21 protein-coding genes and 1 pseudogene are annotated in these 22,170 nt (G+C 44.9%); 16 read left to right on the top strand and 6 right to left on the bottom strand.

The window, feature by feature from the left end; translation table 11 throughout:
• The first annotated feature begins 214 nt into the window (after positions 1-214).
• From spoIID to LC455_RS24110, 4 genes are all read left to right on the top strand, one after another.
• Positions 215-1,252 carry a stage II sporulation protein D gene (gene spoIID, locus LC455_RS24125; RefSeq protein ID WP_223594812.1) on the top strand — a complete coding sequence of 346 codons (1,038 nt, stop codon included), beginning with the start codon at positions 215-217 and terminating at the stop codon, positions 1,250-1,252.
• 533 nt (positions 1,253-1,785) lie between these two features.
• Positions 1,786-2,619, top strand: coding sequence for a M23 family metallopeptidase (locus LC455_RS24120; RefSeq protein ID WP_223594974.1), 834 nt, complete (start codon positions 1,786-1,788; stop codon positions 2,617-2,619).
• A gap of 115 nt (positions 2,620-2,734) precedes the next feature.
• Positions 2,735-2,935, top strand: coding sequence for a hypothetical protein (locus LC455_RS24115; RefSeq protein WP_223594810.1), 201 nt, complete (start codon positions 2,735-2,737; stop codon positions 2,933-2,935).
• Between the two features lie 128 nt (positions 2,936-3,063).
• Complete coding sequence (locus LC455_RS24110) at positions 3,064-5,085, top strand: penicillin-binding transpeptidase domain-containing protein (RefSeq protein ID WP_223594808.1); 2,022 nt, start codon at positions 3,064-3,066, stop codon at positions 5,083-5,085.
• A gap of 121 nt (positions 5,086-5,206) precedes the next feature.
• On the opposite strand, the gene LC455_RS24105 is transcribed toward LC455_RS24110, so the two are convergent.
• A complete protein-coding gene (locus tag LC455_RS24105) occupies positions 5,207-5,521 on the bottom strand; it encodes an MGMT family protein (protein ID WP_223594806.1) in 315 nt (104 codons plus the stop codon).
• A 647-nt stretch (positions 5,522-6,168) separates the two neighbouring features.
• Here LC455_RS24105 and spoIIID point away from each other — a divergent pair.
• The 5 genes from spoIIID (at position 6,169) to LC455_RS24080 (ending at position 9,436) form a co-directional block, all read left to right on the top strand.
• Positions 6,169-6,441, top strand: coding sequence for a sporulation transcriptional regulator SpoIIID (gene spoIIID, locus LC455_RS24100; RefSeq protein ID WP_007086083.1), 273 nt, complete (start codon positions 6,169-6,171; stop codon positions 6,439-6,441).
• 274 nt (positions 6,442-6,715) lie between these two features.
• On the top strand, positions 6,716-7,717 hold the full coding sequence (locus LC455_RS24095) for a rod shape-determining protein (RefSeq protein ID WP_223594802.1): 1,002 nt from the start codon (positions 6,716-6,718) through the stop codon (positions 7,715-7,717).
• A 377-nt stretch (positions 7,718-8,094) separates the two neighbouring features.
• A complete protein-coding gene (locus tag LC455_RS24090; RefSeq protein ID WP_223594800.1) occupies positions 8,095-8,409 on the top strand; it encodes a DNA-directed RNA polymerase subunit beta in 315 nt (104 codons plus the stop codon).
• A gap of 93 nt (positions 8,410-8,502) precedes the next feature.
• On the top strand, positions 8,503-8,937 hold the full coding sequence (gene fabZ, locus LC455_RS24085; RefSeq protein WP_223594799.1) for a 3-hydroxyacyl-ACP dehydratase FabZ: 435 nt from the start codon (positions 8,503-8,505) through the stop codon (positions 8,935-8,937).
• Positions 8,938-9,058: 121 nt separating this feature from the next.
• The gene (locus LC455_RS24080; RefSeq protein WP_223594797.1) at positions 9,059-9,436 is read left to right on the top strand and encodes a hypothetical protein; all 378 of its coding nucleotides are present in this window, start codon (positions 9,059-9,061) and stop codon (positions 9,434-9,436) included.
• Positions 9,437-9,469: 33 nt separating this feature from the next.
• Here LC455_RS24080 and LC455_RS24075 read toward each other — a convergent pair whose 3' ends face one another.
• Both LC455_RS24075 and LC455_RS24070 read right to left on the bottom strand, forming a co-directional pair.
• Positions 9,470-9,727 carry a hypothetical protein gene (locus LC455_RS24075; protein ID WP_223594795.1) on the bottom strand — a complete coding sequence of 86 codons (258 nt, stop codon included), beginning with the start codon at positions 9,725-9,727 and terminating at the stop codon, positions 9,470-9,472.
• 88 nt (positions 9,728-9,815) lie between these two features.
• Positions 9,816-10,247 carry a YwpF-like family protein gene (locus LC455_RS24070; RefSeq protein WP_223594793.1) on the bottom strand — a complete coding sequence of 144 codons (432 nt, stop codon included), beginning with the start codon at positions 10,245-10,247 and terminating at the stop codon, positions 9,816-9,818.
• A 245-nt stretch (positions 10,248-10,492) separates the two neighbouring features.
• Here LC455_RS24070 and ssb point away from each other — a divergent pair.
• From ssb to LC455_RS24050, 4 genes and pseudogenes are all read left to right on the top strand, one after another.
• Positions 10,493-10,828 (top strand): annotated as a pseudogene (gene ssb / locus LC455_RS32105) (single-stranded DNA-binding protein); the annotation flags it as partial.
• A 205-nt stretch (positions 10,829-11,033) separates the two neighbouring features.
• The gene (locus tag LC455_RS24060; RefSeq protein WP_223594791.1) at positions 11,034-11,261 is read left to right on the top strand and encodes a hypothetical protein; all 228 of its coding nucleotides are present in this window, start codon (positions 11,034-11,036) and stop codon (positions 11,259-11,261) included.
• A 291-nt stretch (positions 11,262-11,552) separates the two neighbouring features.
• A complete protein-coding gene (locus LC455_RS24055; RefSeq protein ID WP_223594789.1) occupies positions 11,553-11,981 on the top strand; it encodes a hypothetical protein in 429 nt (142 codons plus the stop codon).
• A 151-nt stretch (positions 11,982-12,132) separates the two neighbouring features.
• Complete coding sequence (locus LC455_RS24050; RefSeq protein ID WP_223594788.1) at positions 12,133-13,245, top strand: 3D domain-containing protein; 1,113 nt, start codon at positions 12,133-12,135, stop codon at positions 13,243-13,245.
• 142 nt (positions 13,246-13,387) lie between these two features.
• Here the strand turns inward: LC455_RS24050 and LC455_RS24045 are convergent, their stop codons facing one another.
• On the bottom strand, positions 13,388-13,759 hold the full coding sequence (locus LC455_RS24045; protein WP_223594973.1) for a winged helix-turn-helix transcriptional regulator: 372 nt from the start codon (positions 13,757-13,759) through the stop codon (positions 13,388-13,390).
• Between the two features lie 157 nt (positions 13,760-13,916).
• Here LC455_RS24045 and LC455_RS24040 point away from each other — a divergent pair, with 157 nt between their 5' ends.
• From LC455_RS24040 to LC455_RS24030, 3 genes are all read left to right on the top strand, one after another.
• Positions 13,917-15,125, top strand: a complete 1,209-nt coding sequence (locus tag LC455_RS24040) for an MFS transporter (RefSeq protein ID WP_223594787.1) — start codon at positions 13,917-13,919, stop codon at positions 15,123-15,125.
• Positions 15,126-15,962, top strand: coding sequence for an aldo/keto reductase (locus tag LC455_RS24035; protein WP_223594786.1), 837 nt, complete (start codon positions 15,126-15,128; stop codon positions 15,960-15,962).
• A 492-nt stretch (positions 15,963-16,454) separates the two neighbouring features.
• A complete protein-coding gene (locus LC455_RS24030) occupies positions 16,455-16,865 on the top strand; it encodes a CBO0543 family protein (RefSeq protein WP_317851476.1) in 411 nt (136 codons plus the stop codon).
• 167 nt (positions 16,866-17,032) lie between these two features.
• Here LC455_RS24030 and LC455_RS24025 read toward each other — a convergent pair whose 3' ends face one another.
• Positions 17,033-19,927 (bottom strand): DEAD/DEAH box helicase, encoded by a 2,895-nt coding sequence (locus tag LC455_RS24025; RefSeq protein WP_223594784.1) that lies wholly within the window; start codon positions 19,925-19,927, stop codon positions 17,033-17,035.
• Between the two features lie 448 nt (positions 19,928-20,375).
• Positions 20,376-22,016 (bottom strand): SWIM zinc finger family protein, encoded by a 1,641-nt coding sequence (locus tag LC455_RS24020; RefSeq protein ID WP_223594783.1) that lies wholly within the window; start codon positions 22,014-22,016, stop codon positions 20,376-20,378.
• Positions 22,017-22,170: the final 154 nt, after the last annotated feature.

Genomic DNA, 22,170 nt, shown 5'->3' with positions numbered 1-22,170 from the left:
GTGTTTGTGGTGTTAGTGTGGTGTCAAGCACCGCTCGTGGACATTTGTCTTTTTGTGGTGTCAGGCACCATCTGTGGACGTTTGTTTTCCTGTGGTGGACACTGTGAGATCGGGCCAAAAAATTTGTAATAAATGCTTGTCCGCTTCCATATGTTTAAGTGAGATGTATTCGGGCGGTGTGTCCGGCTGCAAATTACAAACTGGAGGCACAATCATGAAAAAAATCAAACCATTCATCGCACTAGCAGCATTCCTCATTGCCTTGACTCTAATTATCCCCGCTGTACTTGTATTACCCTTTTCAGATGAACATAAGGCAAGTGGAAAATTAGGCGAGAATCTAGCCAAGTCACCGGGAAAGGTCACAGATGTGACGTCCACATCTAAAGATCCTGCGGTGGAGGTGGCGGTCTTTCGTTTTTCAAAGTCAAAAATCGAAAAGGTCCAATTAGAGGATTACCTCGTCGGAGTTGTTGCGGCTGAGATGCCGGCTGATTTCGAGGAGGAGGCACTCAAGGCCCAGGCGCTGACGGCAAGGACCTATATCGTTCACAGATTGATGACGAAGGATACGCTCGGCGTCCCAAAAGGTGCTCAGGTCAATGACACCCAAAACCATCAAGTGTACATGAATGATGATGAGCAGAGGAAATCTTGGGGCAAGGACTATGACTGGAAGAAGAAAAAGGTTTTAGAGGCCGTCCGGTCGACGAGCGGGCAAATTCTGACTTATGAAGGCAAACCAATTGATGCGTTGTTTTTCTCCACCAGTAATGGCTATACGGAAAACTCTGAGGACTACTGGTCCGGCAGCATTCCTTATTTAAGAAGTGTTTCGAGTCCATGGGATAAAAATTCGCCTAAATTTAATAGCCAAAAAGTGATGACAGTTCGGGAGTTTGAAGCGAAGCTAGGGGTAAAGATTGGTTCAAGCGGGACGATTGGTAAAATTGTGGAACGGACAACAGGAAAACGGGTTGGCAAGGTGAATTTTAACGGAAAGGTTTTCAGCGGGAAAGAAATTCGCGACAAATTAGATTTAAAATCCTCCGACTTCGCCTGGGAGCGAAAGGGCAATAACATTGTCATCACAACAAAGGGCTTCGGACATGGCGTCGGGATGAGTCAGTACGGCGCAAACGGAATGGCAGAAGAAGGTTCGGATTATAAGGAAATTGTGAAGCATTATTATAAGGGAGTCGAAATCACCCCAGCAGAAAACATGCTGGCGACGATAACGGCGCAGAAATAGTGTTTGGGAGCCAGGCGCGCGGATGCCTGGCTTTTTGGTGTTTTTGTTGGGCTTATTCGGGGGATGTCCTGCTCGAAAAAGGGAAGTGACCGATAAAATGTTGAAAGTGACCGATAAACCTAAAAAAGTATAAGCCCTCGATTACAAATTTGGAGTTACGTGAATTCCTACATATTGAATCCCCGACAAGTCCAAATCGAATCCTGCGTAAACTGGGCTTTACCTCAACAGGGACCAAAAAAGGCAAAATTTATTTTCTACCTCGCACATAACTAAGTACATTCCCAAGCCGCACAGTTATTCCTATAAACAATGTCTCAATGGAATTTTTAATGAATACGAAAAGAGTAATAAATAGGTAAAATCGTCTACTCTATTAAATACAACTAGACGGAGGACAGCACCCCAAAAAAAATTTCCTCCATTCATGCATAAAAACTCCCTCAGTGTCGAAAAATAAGTTTTAAAATTTTTTTCAGACTAGTGTATATAATTCTACTTATCTGTTCAGAATGATTGCTGAGGTGATGAAAATGAGAGAGGAAGAAAACAAACGATCTTCTCAAAGTTCCAGTGCAAAACGCTTTTTTAAGAAGCGTTGGGTCTTTCCAGCCATCTATATCGCAAGTGCAGCAATCATTTTAACCGGAGTTCTTTGGTATCAAGCGAGCGGCAGTAAAACAGATAAGTACGACTACAAGTCTACTGATATCGCTGGTAAAAAGAACCAGGCACCAGCTGTTGAAGTTAACAAAGCTTTAGAAAACTTCAAAATGCCGGTGGCCATGGAACAAGCTCCAGTTATCAAAACGAAATTCTATGATTTCAATGCAAAACCAGAAGACCAAGAAGCAGCTTTAGTATATTACGATAACACCTATAACCAAAGCACAGGTGTCGATATTACCGTGAAAAATGGCGAAACGTTTGACGTTTTGGCTTCATTAAGCGGAACTGTAACTCGTGTTGAAGAAGATGCTGTTCTCGGTAACGTGATTGAAATCGAGCACGACAATGGGGTTGTAACACAATATCAATCCGTAAAAGATATTAAGGTCAAGGTTGGCGACGAAGTAAAACAAGGACAAGTTCTTGCCAAGGCTGGACAAAGCTTGTTCAATGAAAAAGCTGGAACGCATGTACATTTTGAAATTCGTAAAGATGGTGTGGCTGTAAACCCAACAAACTACTTTAACAAATCGTTGAGTGCTTTACAGGAAGACATACAATCGAACGATAGCACAGAGTCAGTGGAAATGCCAAAACAAAAGCAAGAAGATCAAATGATTGACGATCCTGCTTCTGATGACACTCCTTCTGATAAAGAAGACCAATCTACTGATTCAAAAGACAAGAAAAACTCTTAATTTTGTTATAAAGGGGGAAGAGGGAACTCTCCTCTTTTTTTTGTTTTTTAAGGATGATAATGCAATTTTTTGAAAAACTTACCTCGCGGTGACTTTCTTCATGGAGGTAAAAAACATGCCAGCAATTATTCGTTTGGGATTACTCATTATTTCTTGGCTGACCATCTGTTATCTACCAAAAGAATCAGTAAAAAAATATGCACCGGTGGCCACTTTTTCATCCTTATTGGTTTTGGTTCTAAGTATTTTATCCTTTAAGCTTCGCACTCTCACTCTAAGGATTCTAACTATTCATATCAAAACCAAAATCCAGTGAATAAACTGGATTTTTTCCTATCCTTAGTGAGCGAACATATGTGTCCTCCAGTGATGGACAAATAAGTAGAAATGTCTTTTTGTGGTGCCTGACACCATGTTAGAATGGTAGATAAAGGAGGGATTTTTTTGAAAAGATTAGTGGGGGCCATGCTCGCATTATTGGTTGTTGCCCTGTTTATTACTGGCTGCAGTAAGGAACCGAAGCCCCAGGACAGATTCTCCGACTACATAGCTTTATGGAATCAGCAGAAGTTTGATAAGATGTATGATTATCTTTCAAATGATGCGAAACAGAAAATCACCAAAGAGGAATTCACCAGCCGCTATCAAAAAATCTACCAAGATCTTCAGATTAAAGACCTCAAGATTGACTTCAAAAAACCAAAAGAGGATAAACAGGCCGATAAGGAGAAGGCTCAATATTCTTTTACCGCTAAAATGAGCAGTATTGCCGGACCTATTCAATTTACCCACACAGCAAAGTTGCAGAAGGAAGAACGAAACGAAAAAACGAACTGGTATGTAGACTGGAATACAGAGTTTATTTTTCCAAAATTAAAGGACGGCGACACGATTGGCCTAAGCACGGTTGCCCCGAAACGTGGGGAGATTCTCGATAGGAATGGCAACGGGCTGGCGGTGAACGGCCAAGTGTATGAGGTGGGCGTGATGGCCGGGGAGGTAACCGAGCCAGTGATGGCGCAGCTGGCTCCTCTATTGAAAATGACACCCGAGCAGATCAATAAGGCAATGAGTGCAAGCTGGGTGAAGCCCGGGTTGTTTGTGCCGCTGAAGAAAGTGTCGATGGATGACACAGAGCGGATTGCCCAGCTGGTCGCACTTGAGCCAGTCAAAACGCGGAAAGTAGACGCGAGGATCTATCCTTTTGGCCAGGCTGCGGCACAGCTAATCGGGTATGTAGGGCCGATTACGGCAGATGAGCTGGAGAAGCGAAAGGACAAAGGTTATACGAATCGTGATGTAATTGGCAAGCGCGGGCTCGAGCAGGTACTCGATGAGCAGTTGAAGGGCACGAGCGGTGTTAAAATTGTGATTAAAAAGAAGACTGGTGGTACCGGCACGGGCTCCGGCTCCGGTTCAGAGGAAGTGCTTGCGGAAAAACCTGTAGTGGACGGTAAGAATGTTAAGCTGACAATCGACGGCGGGACGCAGAAGGCGATCTTTGACGAGATGGGTGGGGAAGCCGGCTCAGCCGCAGCGATGAATCCGGTTAATGGGGAGACGCTGGCGTTAGTCAGCAGCCCCTCGTTTGACCCGAACCAAGCGGCGCTGGGGTTTTCAGCGGATGAGTGGAAGGCGCTGCAGGAGGATGCCAAAAAACCGCTGACTACACGGTTCAAGCAGGCTTATGCGCCTGGATCGGTCATGAAGGCCCTAACGGCATCTATCGCACTCGAGAGCGGTTCTATAAAGCCGGAGGAGGCGGTGCCAATCCTCGGGAAGAAATGGCAAAAGGATGCCTCTTGGGGCGGCTATTTCGTGACACGTGTGCACGAGGGCAGTCCGATTAATTTAGAGAAGGCATTCGTATTTTCGGACAATATTTATTTCGCCCAGGCGGCGTTGAAAACGGGCAAGGATGCGTTTGCGAGCGGGCTGAAGAAGTTTGGCTTTGAGGAAGAACTGACATATCCGTATCCGCTTGAAACCTCGAGAATTGGTGCGCTGGAAAGCGACATATCGCTAGGCGATACGGGCTACGGACAAGGTCAGATTCAAATGAGCATCGTTCATTTAATGGCTTCTTATACTCCATTTATGAATGGTGGCAATATGATAAAGCCGATTCTATTGGATGAAGAGCAACGGAGCCAGGTATGGCGGGAAGCGGTGGTCTCGAGTGAGCATGCAGGGATGGTCGCGGCTGATTTAAGAAAGGTCGTGGCGGATGCAGGAGGTACGGGGCATGCGGCCGATATGGCCGACTATCCGTTGTCTGGAAAAACGGGCACGGCTGAGATCAAGCAGAAGCAAGGCGAAACCGGCACTGAAAACGGCTGGTTTATCGCCTACAACACCAATTCTCCGAGCCTGCTGGTGGCGATGCTGGTTGAGGGAGTGCAGGGCCGGGGCGGTTCACAGGTGCCGGTGAAAATGGTGAAAAACATTTTGATGAAAATAAAGTGAGGTTGCCAAAAATCAATCCGTGCTGCGGGTTGGTTTTTTTGTCGCCGGCACGTATGCCGATATGCCGATATGCCGGTGAAATATCCGCACAGGCGAAACCACTTGTATGAATTTTTGGGGGCTATGATTCAACAGGCTTATATTGATATTTTTCCAAGTCAATCACTCCATTCAAGCCCACTTCTACCCCTTCAGCTTCAAGCGACCACAATTGCTCCTGGTAGGATTCCTCGTCCTGCAGGGCGATTTGCCCCTTGGCATTGATGACACGGTGCCAGGGCAGGCGATGCTTTTTACTCATGGAATGAAGGATGCGGACGACTTGCCGCGCTGCTCTGGGACTGCCAGCCAGCGCGGCAATTTGTCCATAGGTCATAACTTTTCCAGCAGGGATATTTCGAATGATTTCTACGACATTTTCTGTGAATGGAGTCACGGCAATATTCCTTTCTAAGGCAGCATAAACTTATTATATAAGAATTTTTATCATTTTGGTCGAGGTGGTCGAAGGTGATGGCAAAAAAATTGAGGGATTTTAGGGTAGAAATTAGAGAGAAACACCGTTTCTGACTACAAAATTGCCCCTTTTGAAAAATTTTTTGCTCGACAAATTTCTCAGGAAATAATGCTTACAATGATTGTATTTCCTAAAAAAACCTTGGTAATAAGCGGTTTTGGGCAATACACCAAGATTGTCGAAAAAGTGGAGGGTGTCCTATTTTTCAAAAAATTTCTGAAAAGCCTTGTCCCGATTGGGGATTTTGTGCATAAACCCGTATCCAAGCTAATAAACTGTTACAAACCTTTACAAAGAGAGTGTTTGAGGTGAAGAGTCGTTTGTAGTTAGCGGGAATTCAGCCGGGGACATGATTATTCATTGTATGATCAGAAGGTACATTACTTTCTGCCGCATGGTGCCACTTCTTAAATAAGTGGGCGTCCGCCACAGGTGGACAAAATGGCAAAAATGTCTTTTTGTGGTGCCTGACACCACAAAAAAACTCATGCGGAAGCAGAATTGGTCGAAGTGATAAGCGGGTCTCATTTCACACTACTCACATCCAATTTAGGGAGGGCGAGAGTGTGCACGATTACATCAAAGAGAGAACTATCAAGATTGGAAAGTATATCGTGGAGACGAGGAAAACGGTTCGCGTGATTGCGAAGGAGTTTGGCGTATCCAAAAGTACAGTCCATAAGGATTTGACAGAGAGACTACCTGAAATTAATCCAGAGCTGGCAAACGAAGTAAAGGAAATATTAGATTATCATAAATCGATTCGTCATCTCCGGGGCGGCGAGGCGACAAAAATGAAGTATCAAAAAGAAGAAAAGGAAGGAGAGGCTGTTAAGTAAGCCATGATCCCTTTCGAAAATAGCTAATTTCTTGATGTTTGAACCTCGTTTCAAACATCACTTTTGTTTTAAAGGAGATTAAATTTTCTAACGAGATTTTCGTAAGAAACGAACGTATTTAATGTTGTTCTCTTGTATTCTTCCCATAGCTGTCATATTTCTGCAAAATTCTACGTTATTTTTTTATATTGTTATGGAAATTGTAATGAATATGATACAATAGACAATTAGGAAAAGAATGTGGAATTCCGCTCTGAGGAGGAAAGAAAAGAGAATGTTTGCAAGGGATATTGGGATTGATTTAGGAACGGCTAACGTGCTGATTCACGTAAAAGGCCGTGGAATCGTATTAAACGAGCCTTCTGTCGTTGCCATTGACAAAAATACAAACAAGGTTCTTGCCGTCGGTGAGGAAGCCCGCCGCATGGTCGGACGTACACCAGGAAATATTGTTGCGATTCGCCCGCTTAAAGATGGCGTTATTGCTGACTTTGACGTAACAGAAGCAATGTTAAAACATTTTATTAATAAACTTAATGTAAAAGGCTTTTTATCCAAGCCGCGCATCTTGATTTGCTGCCCAACCAATATTACAAGTGTTGAGCAAAAAGCGATCCGTGAGGCTGCTGAAAAAAGCGGCGGGAAAAAGGTCTATCTAGAAGAGGAGCCTAAGGTGGCTGCGATTGGCGCAGGGATGGACATTTTTCAGCCAAGCGGCAATATGGTAGTGGACATCGGGGGGGGAACGACAGATGTTGCAGTGCTTTCAATGGGCGATATCGTGACTTCTTCCTCCATCAAAATGGCCGGCGACAAGTTCGATATGGAAATCCTCAACTACATCAAGCGCGAGTACAAGCTGTTGATTGGTGAGCGCACAGCTGAAAATATTAAAATCAACATCGGTACTGTATTCCCAGGTTCACGTTCTGAGGAAATGGAAATTCGCGGCCGTGACATGGTGAGCGGTTTGCCGCGTACGATTACTGTTCGTTCTGAAGAAATCGAAGGCTCCTTGCACGAATCCGTGGCCGTAATCGTTCAGGCTGCCAAAAGTGTCCTTGAACGTACACCCCCAGAGCTTTCTGCCGACATCATTGACCGCGGCGTCATTCTGACTGGCGGCGGAGCATTGCTGCACGGCATCGACATGCTGCTTGCGGATGAACTAAAGGTTCCGGTTCTTGTGGCCGAAAATCCAATGGACTGCGTTGCAATCGGAACGGGCATCATGCTTGATAACATCGATCGGATTCCGAACCGGAAATTTGGATAATTGGATTCTGACCACAGCCCAAAATTAGTGTTTTTTCTAATTTAGGTTGTATGACATCTTACCACGAAAAGTCTAATGTGCAGGCTGGGATAAGCCTCATTCATTGGACTTTTTTATTTTTTACTTTTTATAATTCTGTGATAATAATTTTTAATAGTTGATTGGAGCGCCTGGAACGCAAATCAATTACAAAACGAAAATTTTATAATTAAATTCCCCATTTTTCGCGTTTTTTTAACATGAATTGACTTTTTTCTGTAAAAAGTTAATGTGTAATGATGAATAATTTTTTATAATAGAATAAATGTGACATAATATGTATTAACTCACTGATTCCGAAGGCGAATAGCGGAATTCGGTTAAAGGGGAAATAAAGCATGTCTGTAAATAATCTAAACCAACATCAAGTGCGAACGAGAGAAGAATATAAAAAAGCGGTTCAAAAAGTAAAGGAAGAAAAGACAGAAGTGAAGCCGCAGAAAATTAAAGCCGCAGCCCCAAAAGGGAAGGAACGGGTCAGGATCCGTCTGATTCCGATTTGGCTTCGTCTAGTTCTGTTGGTCGTGTTCGTCTTTATCAGCCTCATGGCTGGAGCGGTCGTCGGCTACGGCGTACTTGGAGGCGGGAAGGCAGCAGATGTATTTAAAGAATCCACTTGGACACATATCCGCGATTTAGTTGATAAAAAATAAATGAGAGGAAGGGAGCTAATTCCCTTCCTTTTTGTGTACCTTAAGTATAGAATAGAAAATAAATACGAGCTACTAGTAGGAGGTACTAATTCTATGCTTGATATCGATCAAATTAAAGAAATTATTCCGCACCGATACCCATTTTTGTTGGTAGACCGCATTTTAGAAGTGGAAGAAGGGGTTCGTGCGGTGGGCATTAAAAATGTTTCGGCCAATGAAGAATTTTTCAATGGCCATTTTCCTGATTATCCAGTAATGCCTGGTGTCTTAATTGTCGAAGCACTTGCACAGGTCGGAGCCGTGGCCATGTTGAAAAAAGAAGAAAACCGCGGCCGGTTAGCCTTTTTTGCAGGAATAGACGGCTGCCGCTTTAAAAAGCAAGTAAAACCCGGTGACCAGCTTCGTCTTGAAGTGGAAATCATCCGTCTGCGCGGGCCGATCGGAAAAGGAAAAGCCGTTGCATCCGTTGATGGCGAAGTCGCATGCGAAGCGGAAATCACTTTTGCGTTGGGGGACAAAAAGGAATAGGCCGGACTTGGTTCCTGGCCTTTTTTTTTCAAAAAAATTCCACAAAAGATTTTTCAGGTAATGGAGAAACTAATATCAGACCATGGCAAGGTCGAATATTAGTTGAAAGGGGCCATTCGCCTTGAAGAAAAAGTTGCTTCTATTGTTTACAGGGTCAATATTATCCGCAATGCTGTTAGGACTGGCTGGTTGTAATAATGATAATGATCAAAATCCTCCGCCGCCAACCAAAAACAGAATTGATAACGATTTGGATAATGATGGGATTAATGACAGATATGAAAGAAATAACTTGAATAACCGTAACAATGATTTAAACGACAATCTGCGTAACAATGATATGAATGACAATAATATCATTGACCGGGATAACTATCCGGAATCTGAGGATAAAAACAGACCTACGGACAAAGACCCATCGAAGGACAATAATACTCCACGAGAAGAAATAATCGAGGATGATATTGACCGCAACGACAGAGATAATAAAGACGAATAAGAAAAAGGGACAGCCCGAGCGGCTTGTCCCTTCTTACATTCCCTGTGCAAAAAAGAATGCACCAAGAACGACCAAGATTAAGAGTAATATATATCCTAAGCCGATGACAATCGTGATAATCCAGCCCAGTACCTTGCGACCTGTTTGGATTAAGTAAATACCAAGGGCAATTGGGCCAAAAATAAATCCTAAAATCGCCCATAGCCAGCCCCTTTTTTGATGCTTGGGTGCATCGATTGCCAGGTAAACCGCAATCGCAATTTGAATCAGTAAACTGATTGTACCGCTCAAAATGGTCCACTCCTTTGACAGGTTTACTTTAAGTATGTCTTGGACTGGAGAAAACATGTATAAAACCAGTCCGGAGACTGGTTTTGGGCTAGGTGTTCTTCACTTTTAGCTTCGGCTTGCTCTTCATTTTATCCTTGAATTCGTTAAGAAGGGCCGGGCCAGTAAGTCCTTTTTGGAGCAGATTTTCGAGCAAAAGCTCGGAATAGTCGCTTTTATTACGGCGAAGATGGCCTTCAAATAGGACGCTGATGTGCTTTTCAAATTTCGTTAACGAGCTAATTTTCGTTTGGAAAAACGCAGGTGCGTTCTCCTTTTTGGTGATAACGGCTTCGACAATGATGTCGCGTTTTTGCTCGAAAATGTTTTTGAAATAATCATAGAGGGAGAGATCGGTATAAGCCTCCATCAGCCAGGTGGAGCGGTCGTCTTCTTTATTGAGAATCAAGCCATCTTCTAACGGGACTTCAACCGAAGTATCATCTTCCACAACTTCCAACGAGAATAACTTAAACGATTTCATCTTGACCTCCTGTGTTTATTTTTCCTAATTATAACATACGCCAAAAGAAAGCAAATGTCGAAAAATATTTGTCGAAATGAGGAATATCAGTTTTTATTGAAAAACGAACAGCTTTCCTTGACAAAAACCCCCTGGAAAAACAGTTTTTTGAGCAAAAACTGTCTCGAAAAAGCCCTTAAGGCGGTTTTACAGGCGGCGGGCCCGGAGCGTATGATGAAACCATCAAATGCGAAGGAGTTGAAGACATGATCAATCAAGTCACTCTTGTCGGCAGGCTGACGAGGGATCCGGAATTAAGGACGACGACGGAAGGGACGCATGTAGCGCAGATCACGCTGGCGGTAAATCGCCACTATCGCAACCACAATGGAGAGATTGAAGCCGATTTTGTCCAGTGCACCCTTTGGCGGAATGCTGCCGAAAATACGTGCAAATATTGTCGAAAGGGAACCGTGTTGGGGATAACCGGCCGGCTGCAAACCCGCCATTATGAAAAAGAGGGAAAGAGAGTGTACGTTACTGAAGTGATTGCGGAGTCCGTACGCTTTTTAAGCGCCAAGCCCCAGCACGAGGTGGTATCTGAACAAAGACGTGAAGCTGCGCCGGAACAAAGGCGCGATACAGTTCCAGAGCCAAGACATGAGTTTGTGCCGGATCAAGGCCGTGGTCCAGTCCCAGAACCAAGACATGAGTTTGGCCGTGGTTCAGCCCCAGAGCCAAGACATGAGTTTGTCCCAGAACAAAGACATGATCCTAAGCCAGAGCAAAAAAGGGAGGAAGTCTCCATTGGATTTTAACAATAAAAATGCTGCCAACTTAGAGCAGCTGCTGGAAAGTTTGATCAAAATGGTTGGAAAAGCCAATCAAAATGTCGACAGCCTTCAAAAGCGCGTTAGTCAGCTGGAATGCCTCATTATGGAGGAGCAGCTTGAAATCAGGGAAAGAGGCCCCCTTAGAATCCACTCCAATTACCCTTCTAAAAGCTCGAAAAACATTCCTTTTCCCATAAGCTAACCAACGATTTCCCCAGTATAAGAAAATCAATCAAGTCTTCGAGGCCATCCCCAATTCTGAATTCCGGCAGCAGTTGATTGCCGGAATTTTTTTTGTATAAAAAATAATCCTTTGGGCAAACTAAATGAAAAACCCCCCTGTTTTTTTAGAAGAAGCCGCTGAACACGTGTCAGCGGCTTCTTTGATGTTAAAGCTTTATGATTTTTTTCTACTTTTTGCAGACACATGGAAGGAAAGAGATAAATTATCGTCGAATAATGTATACAAATGTAATATTTAGGGGGATTTTGTTTGAAGAGTAGAAATTCATTAATTTTTATCGGAGAAAAAAAGAGTAAGAAAAACCTGCAGTTCACAAGAAAACCCAGCTTTTACGATGCCATCCTACTTTCAAATCAGTCACCGCAATCACCTAAGGCCCCATCCTATCAATCTATCCCGCTCGACAGCAAGGCAAACATTCAAATCCACTTCTATGATTCCAGCATTCATCTTATCTACCAAAAGCAATCACTAAAAATTTTTTCCCGTCACCGCCATTTAACTGAAACAGAAGTATTCGACCTTTTTCACCACTTTGCCGTCAAAGAAGGTGATAAGGTGTCCTTTTTGAGCTTTTTCCCGAGTGGAAAAGCAAGTACGCGAAAGAGAAAAAAGGTGCGCGTTTTGTCGGAGGAGAAGGAACTGGAGGAAGATGAAGTCGAAGATACATATATTTAAAATTCATAGTTCGAAAAGCTGACACTGTTATGACACAGAATTGACACTTTCCTTTGTATTATGACAATTTGTGATACTCTTTTAATCTATTTGTAACATAACTGGTACATTGTTCTGGTATAACTATAGTACTAAGGAAGGGAGAAAACGTATGCAAACGACAATAAAGCGTATCATTCTCGTGTTACTTACATTGGTGTTATGTGAAACTGGTACAATAGTTACATATGCACAAACCAATAGCCAAGCCCTACATAATGCTAAGCAGCAGCTTCAGCAGCAACAAAAATTAGTAGAGCAAAAAGCACAAGAAAAGCAAACCGTTAATAAAGAAATCGAACAAATTCAGCAAGAATTACAATCTCTATATACATTTATTACACAAAACAAAGAATCAATGGCTAATACGCAAAAGAAAATAGATGCAACCAACCAGTTGATCGAAAAGAAGAAAGAAGAAATCGTCGCCCTTGAGGATAAAATTCTTGCCCGCAAAGGGATTATGAAGCAAAGGGCAGTCGCGCTTCAGCAGAACGATAGCGTGAGCCTTGTGATTAACCTTTTCTTCGAATCTGACAGCATCTCTGAATTCATTCAGCGTGCAAGTGCGGCGTCTGCTTTAATGGACGCGGATAAAGATATTTTAACAGCACAAAAAGAAGATCTTCAGAAGATCGAAGACGATAAAAAAGAGATTGATAGACAAGAACAGAAATTAGAGGAAGATCAAAACGTACTTGCGAAGCAACAGGCAGAGCTTAATCAAAATCTTCAAAAGAGACAGCAAGCCTTAACCGCCATGCAGCAAAAATTAAGTCAAATTGTACAGCAAATGGCACTAGCCGAGCAGGAAAAGGCCGGCATTGAATCACAGATGAAAGACATCCAAGCGAAGATTGCCAGCCAAGCAGCAACGGCAAAAGCGCAGCCAGTATCAGCTCCAGCTCAAAGCAAACCAGCGGCAGCGGTCAAGGGTAAAGAGATGTATGTATCGGCATCCGCATATACTGCTTCCTGCGCGGGATGTTCAGGTATAACTACTATGGGCTACAATCTAAAGGCCAATCCAAACCTGAAAATAATTGCCGTTGACCCAAGTGTCATCCCTCTAGGCAGTAAAGTATGGGTAGAAGGCTATGGCACCGCAATTGCAGGCGATACGGGTGGCGCTATCAAAGGGCACAAAATCGATGTGTTTATGCCAACCCAATCTCAAGCTTTAGCATGGGGCAGAAAAACAGTAAAAGTCATTATTATGCAATAGAATTAAGAAGAGATCCACAAACCTAGAAGGGATGTGGATCTCTTTTTTTGGGGTGCTTTTTGGTGTCAGGCACCACTCGTGGACATTTATTCGATATTGTCCATGTGGAATGGACATCGGGTGCACTTTCTACATCATTTACTTAAGGTCCTTGTTTGTTTAGGATGTTGTCCTCAAGGACGGAGAATTTGTCACCATATACTTTGGTGATGTGTTTTTCGCCCCAGTCGCACAGGGAATTCAGAATCCCCTCCAGGCTCCGGCCATACTCACTCAACTCGTATTCCACCTTTGGCGGCACCTGATTATAAATAATCCGATTGATTACGCCGTCCTCTTCCAGCTCCCGCAATTGCTGGGTCAGCATTTTTTGTGTAATGCTCGGCATAAGCCGCTTCAAATCACTGGTCCGCTTTTTCCCGTGCGTCAAATGACAAAGAATCACACACTTCCATTTGCCTCCAATTACCTCAAGTGTCGCTTCAACCGATATATTGTACTTCTTTTTTTCCATAGGCATAGCATAACATCCTCCTAATTAATAGGCACTAAAAAGTACCTATATTACTTTTAGGTATCTATAGCACTTTAAAGTGCGTACTTCCTAATTACTTGCATATATCCCATAATAACATTTGCAAGTGGAAAAACAAACTAGAGGAGGAAACATCATGCCTTTAAATAAAAGACAAAGCACACTCGCGCTGCTAGCCTTAGCCGTAAGTGCCTTTGCCATCGGAACCACCGAATTTATCAGCGTCGGCCTGCTGCCGCTGATCGCCAAAGATTTACACATATCCGTCACCACCGCAGGACTGACGGTTTCCTTATACGCCCTGGGGGTCACAGTCGGCGCTCCAGTCTTAACATCCTTGACATCGCGCATGTCACGGAAAACCTTGCTGCTGTGGATCATGATTATTTTTATCATCGGCAACAGCATCGCCGCCAGCGCCACCACTATCAGCGTTCTGCTGGTAGCACGCGTGATTTCAGCCCTGTCGCACGGTGTCTTTATGTCCATTGGCTCAACCATTGCGGCGGACCTTGTTCCGGCTAACCGACGTGCGAGCGCCATCTCGATCATGTTCTCCGGCCTAACCGTCGCCACCGTGACCGGCGTGCCGTTCGGAACCTTCATCGGACAACAATTCGGCTGGAGGCTCGCCTTCGTCCTGATTGTGGCAGTTGGCGTCATCGGCTTCTTCTCGAATCTGGCTCTCGTTCCTTCCTTTTTGAAAAAAGGAACTCAGACCAGCCTCCGCGATCAGTTCAAGCCCTTGACCAATGGCCGGCTTTTACTACTTTTCAGCATCACGGCGCTTGGGTATGGCGGGACATTCGTTGTTTTCACCTATTTATCACCATTGCTCCAAGATATAACGGGTTTTAAAGAAGGAACCGTTGCCGTTATTTTGCTCGGTTACGGTGTGGCCATTGCGATTGGCAACATGGTCGGCGGAAAGCTGTCGAACCGCAATCCAATCGGTGCCTTATTCTATATGTTTATCGTCCAGGCCCTTGTGCTTTTTGTCTTGATGTACACGGCCCCTTTTAAAATTGCTGGCTTAATCACGATTATTTTGATGGGACTGCTTGCTTTTATGAATGTCCCAGGCCTGCAAGTTTATGTGGTGATATTGGCGGAACGTTTCGTACCGAGTGCTGTGGATGTGGCGTCCGCCTTGAACATTGCCGCCTTTAACGCTGGAATCGCGATTGGTTCCTACTTGGGAGGAGCAATCACGGATTCTATCGGACTTATCCATACCACATGGATCGGTGCGTTGATGGTTTTGGGGGCAGTTATCTTAACAGGTTGGAGCCGTTCGCTGGAGCGGCGTGACCATAGTTTTTCAAAATTAGAGGAGGTTTGTTAAATGAACTTACAAACAACAACAACACTAAATAACGGAGTAAAAATGCCATGGTTTGGTTTAGGAGTATTTAAAGTGGAGGAAGGCCCTGTGCTGGTGAATGCAGTGAAGTCTGCGATCAAACATGGTTATCGCAGCATTGATACAGCAGCTATTTATGAAAACGAAGCGGGCGTCGGAGAAGGAATCCGTGAGGGGCTGGCGGAAGCGGGGATTTCCCGTGAAGACTTATTCGTCACCTCCAAGGTTTGGAATGCCGATATTGGCTACGAAGAGACCATTGCTGCATACGAAAGAAGCCTTACGAAGCTTGGTTTAGAGTATTTAGACTTGTACTTGGTGCACTGGCCGGTTGAGGGGAAATTTAAGGAAGCCTGGCGCGCACTCGAGACGTTGTATAAAGAAGGCCGGGTTCGGGCGATCGGCGTGAGCAATTTCCAGGTTCATCATCTTGAAGAGTTGATGTCTGAGGCGGAGATCAAACCGATGGTAAACCAGGTGGAATACCATCCGCGCTTAACTCAAAAAGAAGTTCAGGCGTTTTGCCGGGAGCACGGAATCCAGCTGGAAGCGTGGTCTCCTTTAATGCAGGGGGGATTGCTGGACAATCCTGTTTTGGGGGAAATCGCAGGCAAATACGGAAAATCGCCAGCACAGGTAATTTTGCGCTGGGACCTGCAGAATGGCGTCGTCACGATTCCAAAATCGGTTAAGGAACACCGAATTATAGAAAACTCACAGGTATTTGACTTTGAACTTTCGGATGAGGACATGCAAAGGATCGATGATTTGAACCAAAATCACCGCGTCGGGCCGGATCCGGATAATTTTGATTTTTAATTGTGACATTCACGGAATAAAATGTGAACACCGCGGAATAAGTCTGAAACTCCGCGGAATTCCACCGGGAATCGGCGGGAATAATTATGGATTCAGCTGAAATATCATCAAATTCGGCGATATTGAAAAAAACTAATCGGGAAACCATCCCGATTAGTTTTTTTATGGGTAAAAATGCAGGAAGGATTTGAAATTCGACCACGGGTAACATAAGTTTTCAACACCTATATATGTAGTCGAGGGGCTTTTTTAGCATCAGTCAGCACTATCATCTTATCTATTAATATTTATCTTTCTAATCATCCATCAAGCAGTGAAAAAAAAGAACGGAAAAAATCAATTCTACATGACGTAAATGGTATTAATGATACGTTTTAGGTAATTGTAATAGTATACATGATTGAAGGGATGTTTATATTGGAAAAAAAGTTATTAAATTTAGTTCTTGCAATGAGTCTTGCTTCTTTTCCATTCTTATTCAGGGGATCAAAAATGAGAGACAATCTAATTGTTTTTTTCTCAAAAGGTGTTCTTGCCACTTTGGTTGACGCCTTTGTGGTGGGTACCAATAAAGTGGCCTATCCAGTCCGCCCGTTTCCGAAAATTTTTAAAACGAATATTATCTATGATATGTTGTTTTTTCCTATTCTAAGTGTAATCTGGGTTAAAATATCAGAAAATGATAATTTCGGGAAAATCCTGTTAAAAAGTATGATATTTAGTGTCCCTATGAGTATTGCTCAATGGTATTTTGAAAAGAATACCAGATTATTTAAATGGAAAAAGTGGACCGTAATGCACACGTTTGGAAGCATAAATTTTACTTTGTTTACGATTAGAGGATTTTTTTGGTTACTAAAAAAAATAGATATGTTTAAGGCTAATCAAAATGTAACCGATTAGTAAAGCCCTCCTCACTTCAAAAGGGTTTGTGCCACGTCGACAAAGTTACCCATCCCTTCACGAAGCTGCTTTTCATTTACGTATGAATAGCTTAGCCGGATCCAAGAGTGATGGCTGATATAATAAATCATAAACTTAAGGGACCCTAATCGATTAGGGTCCCTATTTCATCCTAAATTCACCAGATCCTTCAGTTCGTCCGTGGACAGTTCGGTGATCCAGTTTTCACTTTGAATAATTTGGTCGTTTAAAAATTGTTTCTTTTCAAGCATAGCGTCGATTTTTTCCTCAAGCGTCCCTGTGCAGATTAGCTTGTGTACATGGACAAACCGCGATTGGCCGATCCGGTAGGCGCGGTCGGTGGCCTGATTCTCAACGGCCGGATTCCACCAGCGGTCGTAGTGGATGACGTGATTCGCCGCCGTCAGATTCAAGCCGGTTCCACCAGCCTTCAGGGACAGTAAGAACACAGGGAACTCGCCGTTTTGGAACCGTTCAATCATATCGTCACGCTGCGTTTTTGATACGCTGCCATTGAGGAACGGTACCTCGACGCCGAAGTTCTTTTTCAACGTGCTTCGAATCATTTCACCCATTTCGATGTATTGCGTGAAAATCAGACAGCTTTCGCCTTGCTCGAGCACCGCTTCAATCAATTCGACCAGCTTTTCCAATTTATTGGAGCGGTCCAGGAGCTGTCGGTCAGCGGATTTTTCTTTTAAATAAAGAGCAGGGTGGTTGCAGAGCTGCTTTAAGCGGCTGAGCATTTGTAAAATTAACCCCTTGCGCTCGAAGCCGGATAATTTTTCAATCTCCGCAAACGTATCATGGATGAGCTGCTCGTATAATGAGGCCTGCTCGGCAGTGAGCGGGCAGTATTCCTTTTGCTCGAGTTTGTCTGGGAGGTTGAGGGCGACCTCTTCATCCTTTTTCGTGCGGCGCAGCAGGAACGGACGAATCATTGATTGCAGCTGCTGCACTTTTTCCTTTTTCTCATCTTTTTCAATCGGAATCACGAACCGCTTTTGGAATTGTCCCAGGCTGCCAAGATAGCCGTGATTGGTAAAATCAAAAATCGACCACAGTTCGGATAGGCGGTTTTCCATCGGTGTTCCTGTCAGTGCGATGTGATGGCGGCCGCGCAGCTTGCGGACCGCCTTCGATTGTTTCGTTTGCGCGTTCTTGATGTTTTGCGCTTCATCGATGGCAATGGAGCTCCACAGCTGCGACTCGAACTCCTCGGAATCCAGGTGGCTCAACCCATAGGAGGTGAGCACAACATCAGCATCTTTGACCTTTTCGGAAAAACCCTCCTCTTTCAGGCGATTCGGACCGTAGTGGAGGTAGACGTTCATCTCCGGAGCAAAGCGCTCGAGCTCCTTCTGCCAGTTTCCAAGCACAGAGGTCGGACAGATGATCAACGCCGCCTTCGTCGGCGTTTTCGCGGGTGCCTCGTCCTTCGATTTCTTGCTCCGTGTAGTGGGAACGGTGTCAGGCACCACGGCCTCCTCATCCTTCACCTTCAACAAATAGGAGATGAGCTGGACGGTTTTTCCGAGGCCCATGTCGTCGGCGAGGGTGGCGCCAAATCCGTACTGGCGTAAAAACCACAGCCAGCTCATGCCGAGCTGCTGGTAGGGACGGAGCTCGCCGTTCAGCCCGGCAGGCACGTCTACCAGCGGTATTTCGTGCACCTCGGATAGCTGCTTCATCATTTGCTTCCATTGACGGTTCAACTCAATTTGAATTTTCGCAAACGCCTTCGGATTTTCTAGTTCATCCTCTGATTCGCCCGCCTCAACCAGCTCCTGCTCGAGCAAATCGCGGACATGCAGGCCTTCTTTTTCAGCCCGTTTCATCAAATCCTGAATTTGGCGGATGAACTGCGGATCGAGCTTTACCCAGCGGCCTCGGATATACACGAGCCTTCTTTTTTCCTCCACCAGCTTGCCGAATTCTTCTTCAGACAGATCGACCCCGTTCATCGAAAAGCGCCAATTAAAGTCAAGCATAGCCTGAAGACCGACGAACGAAGGACGGTGGCTGGACGTTCCTTTCAGCGACGCTTTCACCTTGAGGTTGGCATTTTTCATGGCCTGCCACCAGGAAGGGAGGAGAATCTCGACATCAAGCGCGAGCAGCGTCTCACTTGCCTCCGTTAAAAACATCCACGCTTCTTCCTCGGTAAGGTGTGTTTTAAAATAACCGTCCTCGCCAAGCCATGGAATCAGACGTACCCAGCGCTCCTGCTCGCGGTCCACTTTTTCTAAAAATGGCCGCCACTTCGCTGGTATTTTTGCGACTCCTTCAATATCATAAACTTCATCGGTATTTTTCTTGCCACGCAAAAAGACATCCAGCGTCCAAGCGCCTTCGCCTTCAATCGGTTCATCGAGCCGGAGCCCGATGGTGAACGGAATGTCGCTTTCCTTAATGCCCACCCACTCGAGCCAGCTTTCTTCATCAAAATAGCGGGCCAGCTCACGGCCAGAGATATTTTGCTTTTTCAAGAGGTCGAGCTTTGGTCCGAATAGCTCTTTCATCGCCGAATTTCTGGTGAGATAGGCGTCGAGTGCGCTATTGTATAGATCAGAAATGTAGGTGCGTGTGGATTGTGATGCATTTGGTTCGACCTCTTGTTCCCAAAAAGACGGGTCAAACTCATCCTGGACCCGTTCCGGCAGCTTCCAGCGGAAATCACCGTTCTCCCAGACCGAGAAGTCGGGGAGCCAGTCTTTCTCCAAGATGCCTTCATGCAGGGAATGAGCCGCGGCCAGGCAAAGCTCAGATTGCTCATTCCAGTCCCATTCAATAAAGCGGTTGAATGACTCCTTGGCAAAAAGGGAGACCAGCTGCCAGCCGCTGACTGACACACCGGGGACATCGTCGACTGTCTCAGTCTCAAGGAGTGTCCCGAAGAAGCTTTCCGCATGGCTGCTGAAAACGAGATTCTTCCAGTTGGATGGGTCCATGTTGTTGCCATGCTCATCCTGAGCCGTCAGGAAAAATCGGTCCTCACTTAATTTAGTTGTCAGCAATTTCATAAACCTTGTTTTAAGCATCGTTATGTAAACTCCTTTAAGGGGGAAAGAACATCATAGACGGCTATTTGGAGTTGGAGGGTTGGTGCGTATCTTCCAAATAATGTCTAAATGTACAAAACACCTCTAAAAATAGACAAAAGCTATTAAAAAATAGACAAAGTCATCAAAAAAATAGACAAAACCACTGAAAAAATAGACAAAACCTCAATAAAGTAAAAAGGTTTGTGTGAAAAATCCTCTAGAAACATGCCTAAAAGTACTATTTCATAAAAAATAGGTGAACTTTGGGTATCTTATTTGCGCATAGCCCAATTTTATTTGTGAATCCATGGGGTTTATTTGCGAATCAAAACAAACCATTCATAATGTCCACCCGACGTGGACAAAATGGGGGAAGTGTCCACGCGCGGTGCCTGACACCACCAACTGACACCACCAAAGACACCACCAATAACACCACAGCGCGCTATTCCGTTGATACCTCAATTAACTTGCTCCGCTTGCATTCTTCATGAAAAGCCCGTAATCTCTTGGTGCGTTCCATCAGGGTATCTAAAAAATACTGCCAGTCGTCGACACGTTTCAGCTTTTTGTATATGGTTCGGAGTTTTTTCAGATGCCGGACGGCCATTCGGTAGCTCGCCCGGTTTTTCTGGTCGATTTCGCGCTGGGCGGTTTGGTGGAGCATCGCCAGCAGCACCTCTGGACGCTCCTTCTCGACGATTTTCAGCTTATCCTTCGGCAAATCATAGAATTCCATGCCGACGAAAGCATGGAGCTCGCCCCACCGGTCGTACTGCCCGCGTTCAAACAGTAAATACTCATATTCTGCAAAACTATATGGGAGCGTCTGCAGTAAAGCCCGTTCATACAAGTCCGCCCGGTCGTTTTCCGCACAATAAGAGGCAATCGACCGGAGCGCAGTCCTTGTGAACGTCGTGCAGCTGCGATACCCGCCCAACACCTCTAAATAGCTTTTTATTTTTTGTAAAAATAAATCAACGACCGGCCCGACGCGGCGCCACGCTTTCAAATGACTCAAATAGTCAATCCAATAAACCAGATAGGGCGTGAACGTGGAATCGTTAACCATTCCGAGCATTTTCAAGGCCAGCTCATCGTTTTGGAGCAGAAAATTCAAGTGAATCCTGCCAGCCACAAGCGGAAGAGGATTTTCCCAGTCCTGAAGCTCCTTCCCGCGCGCTTGAATCTTTTCGAGTTCGGCCTCACGCCAAAGTTTCTTTTTAAAAAGCGAGGCCCACAGAAGGCGGTACAAGTAAATCCGCTCATATTCCAGCACCGAAGCACAGGTCAGCAGCTCGAACGCATCTTCCTTCAGTTTCTCGATAAACTCATCAAAGGCAAAAGGCAGCGATTGCACCCCAAATTTGCCGACTAGCTCCTCAGCATCATCCATCAAATTATGGAAGAGATGAAGATAGACACGCTTAACCATTTCCTCACCGTGCCCAAGCTCCTCCGTCAGGACGGCGAGCTTGCGGAAGGAAACCACAATCCCGATCAAGTCATAGAGCATGCGCCATTCCTGTTCGACAGGCGCACTGGCTTGGATACGCCTAGAATAGATATCGAACAACTCGGGAATGACGTAAGGACTCGTGTATTTTTTCGTAGCGAGCAGGGTATCAAAACTGACCTCAAATGAGTGCACCCAGCGGCTGTACTCCGGCTTTAGCACACCGTTCGCCTTGATTAAATCCTTCGCTGTCTGCATGCCCCAGCTCGAGAGCTCCTTCTTCTCCTGCATCGGTTCGCGCCATGCTGTCACCCAGTCCGAAACGCTGCCCACCTTCGCATATGCCGCAAAGAATACAGCCATCTTGTGGCGGCACCAGCCTTCTTGCGGACATGAACATTCGCTTAACGTATAAAAACTGAGGTCGAGCAGCACCTTTACCGGCGTCACATCCTGCACAACCGCTGTAACCTCATCTTTTTCTCTATGTAATTGGGTAACCAGTCCTTGCCGGTACAGCATTAGCCCTTTTTGGACGAGCCGCGCATCCTCGGCAGAATTTGGGCTCAGAAATTCCCGGATTTCCTCTGTAAAGTCATCCATTATTTTATTTTCAGGTGTCGACTCCAAGGCCGCGACCCCCTTTATTTGAAAAATAAATACGTTTGTTTAAAAAAATCAATATTCCTTTATTATACCCAAAAACTTGCGGTTAGAGGAGGGGGGCGCTCGAAAAGCGTATTCTAGGAAAAAAATGACCATACAAAAATCACTAGGGCTATAA

It is taken from the genome of Neobacillus bataviensis (genome assembly GCF_019969725.1).
This window is presented reverse-complemented; position numbering and strand designations above follow the sequence as displayed.

Bases quoted from the DNA above. Each gene is read 5' to 3' on its own strand.
- LC455_RS24040 (WP_223594787.1), top strand. From the start codon at position 13,917: ATGCCTTTAAATAAAAGACAAAGCACACTCGCGCTGCTAGCCTTAGCC.
- LC455_RS24095 (WP_223594802.1), top strand. From the start codon at position 6,716: ATGTTTGCAAGGGATATTGGGATTGATTTAGGAACGGCTAACGTGCTG.
- LC455_RS24050 (WP_223594788.1), top strand. From the start codon at position 12,133: ATGCAAACGACAATAAAGCGTATCATTCTCGTGTTACTTACATTGGTG.
- LC455_RS24035 (WP_223594786.1), top strand. From the start codon at position 15,126: ATGAACTTACAAACAACAACAACACTAAATAACGGAGTAAAAATGCCA.
- LC455_RS24120 (WP_223594974.1), top strand. From the start codon at position 1,786: ATGAGAGAGGAAGAAAACAAACGATCTTCTCAAAGTTCCAGTGCAAAA.
- LC455_RS24025 (WP_223594784.1), bottom strand. From the start codon at position 19,927: ATGCTTAAAACAAGGTTTATGAAATTGCTGACAACTAAATTAAGTGAG.
- LC455_RS24090 (WP_223594800.1), top strand. From the start codon at position 8,095: ATGTCTGTAAATAATCTAAACCAACATCAAGTGCGAACGAGAGAAGAA.
- LC455_RS24115 (WP_223594810.1), top strand. From the start codon at position 2,735: ATGCCAGCAATTATTCGTTTGGGATTACTCATTATTTCTTGGCTGACC.
- spoIID (WP_223594812.1), top strand. From the start codon at position 215: ATGAAAAAAATCAAACCATTCATCGCACTAGCAGCATTCCTCATTGCC.
- LC455_RS24070 (WP_223594793.1), bottom strand. From the start codon at position 10,247: ATGAAATCGTTTAAGTTATTCTCGTTGGAAGTTGTGGAAGATGATACT.
- LC455_RS24045 (WP_223594973.1), bottom strand. From the start codon at position 13,759: ATGGAAAAAAAGAAGTACAATATATCGGTTGAAGCGACACTTGAGGTA.
- LC455_RS24030 (WP_317851476.1), top strand. From the start codon at position 16,455: ATGAGAGACAATCTAATTGTTTTTTTCTCAAAAGGTGTTCTTGCCACT.
- fabZ (WP_223594799.1), top strand. From the start codon at position 8,503: ATGCTTGATATCGATCAAATTAAAGAAATTATTCCGCACCGATACCCA.